Source organism: Aeromonas sp. ZOR0002 (assembly GCF_963866995.1).
Lineage (GTDB): Bacteria > Pseudomonadota > Gammaproteobacteria > Enterobacterales > Aeromonadaceae > Aeromonas > Aeromonas caviae.
Genome location: NZ_CAWMFQ010000185.1, coordinates 1 through 2,966 on the forward strand (window position 1 = coordinate 1; position 2,966 = coordinate 2,966).

2 protein-coding genes and 1 pseudogene are annotated in these 2,966 nt (G+C 66.6%); all 3 read right to left on the bottom strand.

Annotated elements, in window-relative coordinates; translation table 11 throughout:
- The coding region (trpD, locus tag AACR77_RS11155) for an anthranilate phosphoribosyltransferase (protein ID WP_042881484.1) at positions 1–900 on the bottom strand (900 nt) is incomplete at its 3' end.
- Between the two features lie 10 nt (positions 901–910).
- Entirely contained in the window at positions 911–1,510 is a 600-nt protein-coding gene (locus AACR77_RS11160; RefSeq protein WP_039039194.1) for an aminodeoxychorismate/anthranilate synthase component II, read from the bottom strand.
- A gap of 80 nt (positions 1,511–1,590) precedes the next feature.
- Positions 1,591–2,955, bottom strand: a pseudogene (locus AACR77_RS11170) (anthranilate synthase component 1); the annotation flags it as partial.
- Positions 2,956–2,966: the final 11 nt, after the last annotated feature.

Sequence of the window (2,966 nt, forward strand, 5' to 3'; positions counted from 1 at the left end):
CGCCATGACCAGGAGCGGCGCCACGTTGGCGGCGATGGCGGCGTTGTGGGCCGGGCTGCCGCGCCCTTCCAGGATGGCGGCGGTGATGGCGCGGTTCTCCTCGGGCTCACCGCCCTGGATGGCGTTGACCGGGTAGGTGTCGAGGCCAAAGTCCGCCGGGGTGAGCAAGTACTCGCGAATTTCGCCGTCGCGGATCTCCGCCACCTGGGTCGGGCCGTGGATGGCAATCTCGTCGAGACCGGCGCCGTGCACCACCATACCGGTTTTCAGGCCGAGTGCCAGCAGGGTTTCGGCGATGGGGCGCACCAGCTCGGGGGCATAGACCCCCATCAGCTGGAAGCTGGGGCGAGCGGGGTTGATGAGCGGCCCCAGCACGTTGAACAGGGTGCGGGTCTTGAGGGCCTGGCGCACCGGCATGGCGTGGCGCACCCCGGCGTGGTACTGGGGGGCGAACAGGAAGCAGACCCCGAGCTCGTCCAGGCAGCGGCGGGCCTGGGCCGGGCTCATGTCGAGCTTGATGCCCATTTTATCGAGCAGATCGCTCGACCCCGACTTGCTCGAGACCGAGCGGTTGCCGTGCTTGGCCACTTTCAGGCCGCAGGCGGCGGCCACCAGGGCCGAGGTGGTGGAGACGTTGATGGTGTTGAGGCCGTCCCCTCCGGTGCCGACGATGTCGCAGAAGGCATAGTCCGGGCGCGGGAAGTCGCGGGCTTCGGCCAAGAGCGCCTCGGCGGCGCCGGCGATCTCCTCCGGGGTCTCCCCCTTGAGCTTGAGGGCGGTCAGAAGGCTCGCGAGCACGATGGGATCCACTTCACCACGAACCACCTGGCCGAAGGCGTCGCGGGCGGCGTCGCGGGTGAGAGACTGACCCTGATAGAGGGTGTTGAGATGTTGATGCATGGTCTCTTCCTTACCGCACGTGGCTTTCTGGACGGGTGACATGGGCGAGGGCCTGGGTGAGCAGACGGGCCCCTTCGCTGGTCATGATGGATTCCGGGTGGAACTGGAAGCCCAGCACCCGCTCGTCACGCTGCTCGATGGCCATGGGCATGCCCTGATAGTGGGCAATCACCTGCAACTCTTGTGGCACATAGGTGGCCACCAGGGAGTGGTAGCGGGCCACCGGCAAGGGGCTCGGCAGCCCCGCGAAGGCGCCATGGCCGTTGTGCTCGATGAGAGAGCGCTTGCCGTGGACGATTTCCCCCGCCGCCCCGACGGTGCCGCCGTAGGCTTCGCACAGGGCCTGATGACCGAGGCAGATGCCGAGGATGGGCACCCGGCCCCGGGCCAGCTTGATGAGATCGATGAGGCAGCCCGCCTCATGGGGGGCGCCCGGCCCCGGGGAGAGCACCAGCACGGCGTCCCCTTCGCAGGCGTCGATCTCCTGCATGATGCGGCTCGCAGGCAGGCTGTTGCGGTAGATGCGCACCGGGTAGCCCAGGGTGCGGAACTGGTCGACGAGGTTGTAGGTAAACGAGTCGAAGTTGTCGAGCAGGAAGATGTTAGTCATGGGACTGCTCCTTCGAAGTGCGGAACTGGTCGGCCAAAGCGTTGTAAGTGAACGAATCGACGTTGTCGAGCAGGAAGATGTTAGTCATGGCTCACGTCCTTGTGTTGTTCCTGCTGGGCGCTGAGGGCCTGCAGGGAGGTGCCATGGCTGGCAGCGATGGCGGCCAGCACGGCCGCCGCCTTGGCGCGGGTCTCGTCCGCCTCGGCCTGGGGTTTGGAGTCATAGACCACCCCGGCGCCGGCCTGGACATGGGCGACCCCCTCTTTCACGAAGGCGGAGCGAATGACGATGCAGGTGTCCATTTCACCAGCACCGTTGAGGTAACCCACGGCGCCGCCGTAGCTGCCGCGACGCTTGCCTTCCACCATGCGGATAAGCTCGCTGGCGCGCAGCTTGGGGGCACCGGTCAGGGTGCCCATGTTCATGCAGGCCTGGTAGGCGTGCAGGGCGTCAAGGTCGGCGCGAAGGGTGCCCACCACCCGGGAGACCAGGTGCATGACGTGGCTGTAGCGATCCACTTTCAGCAGATCTTTGACGTAGCGGGTGCCGGGGGCGGAGATGCGGGCGATGTCGTTGCGACCCAGATCCACCAGCATCAGGTGCTCGGCCACCTCTTTCTCGTCCTGGCGCAGCTCCAGCTCGATGCGGCCGTCCAGATCCAGGTTGATGCTGCCGTCCGGGTTGAGCCCACGGCGGCGGGTGCCGGCGATGGGGTACATCTCCACCTGGCGGCTGTTGGCGCAGAACTTGACCGCGCTCTCGGGGGAGGCGCCAAACAGGGTGAAGCCCTCGTCCTGCACGTAGAACATGTAGGGGCTGGGGTTGGTCTGCTTGAGGCGGCGATAGGCGGCGACGGGGTCCGGGCAGGGGAGGGAGAAGCTGCGGGACGGCACCACCTGGAAGATGTCACCACGGCGGATGAAGCCCTTGAGCTTCTCGACCTCGGCGCAGAACTGCTTGTCCCCCTTGTCGACGGCCAGGGCGCCGGTCAGCGGCGCCGTGCCCTGCGGCGCAGGCAGCGGCTGCTGACAGGCCTGCTTGAAGGACTCGAGGCGAGTGGTCAGGCGGGCGTAGCGCGCGTCCAGCTGCTCATCCTCTTCACCGCCGAAGAGGCAGGCCACCAACTGGGTGCTCTGCTTGATGTGATCGATGGTGATCAGGGTCTCGGCCACATAGAAGCAGTAGTCAGGGCAGTCGTTGCTCCCCTCTGGCACCTCGGGCAAGTCTTCAAAGGAGGCGATGAGGTCGTAGGCGAAGCTGCCCGCCATGAAGAGGGCCTCTTTGCCCTGCTGGCATTGCAGCTCCCGCTGCAGGGTGCGCAGCACGTCCAGCACGCTGCTGCCCTTGAGACGGCTGTCTTCGTCAAGCTCCCGATCGGACGCCGGGAAGTCGAGGTGCAGCTCGTCCGCCACCCGGGTCTGGGTGATGACGGCGGGCAGGCGCTGCTTCTATGTGG

Coding starts and splice junctions, on each gene's coding strand:
- AACR77_RS11160 (WP_039039194.1), bottom strand. CDS start 1,510: ATGACTAACATCTTCCTGCTCGACAACTTCGACTCGTTTACCTACAAC.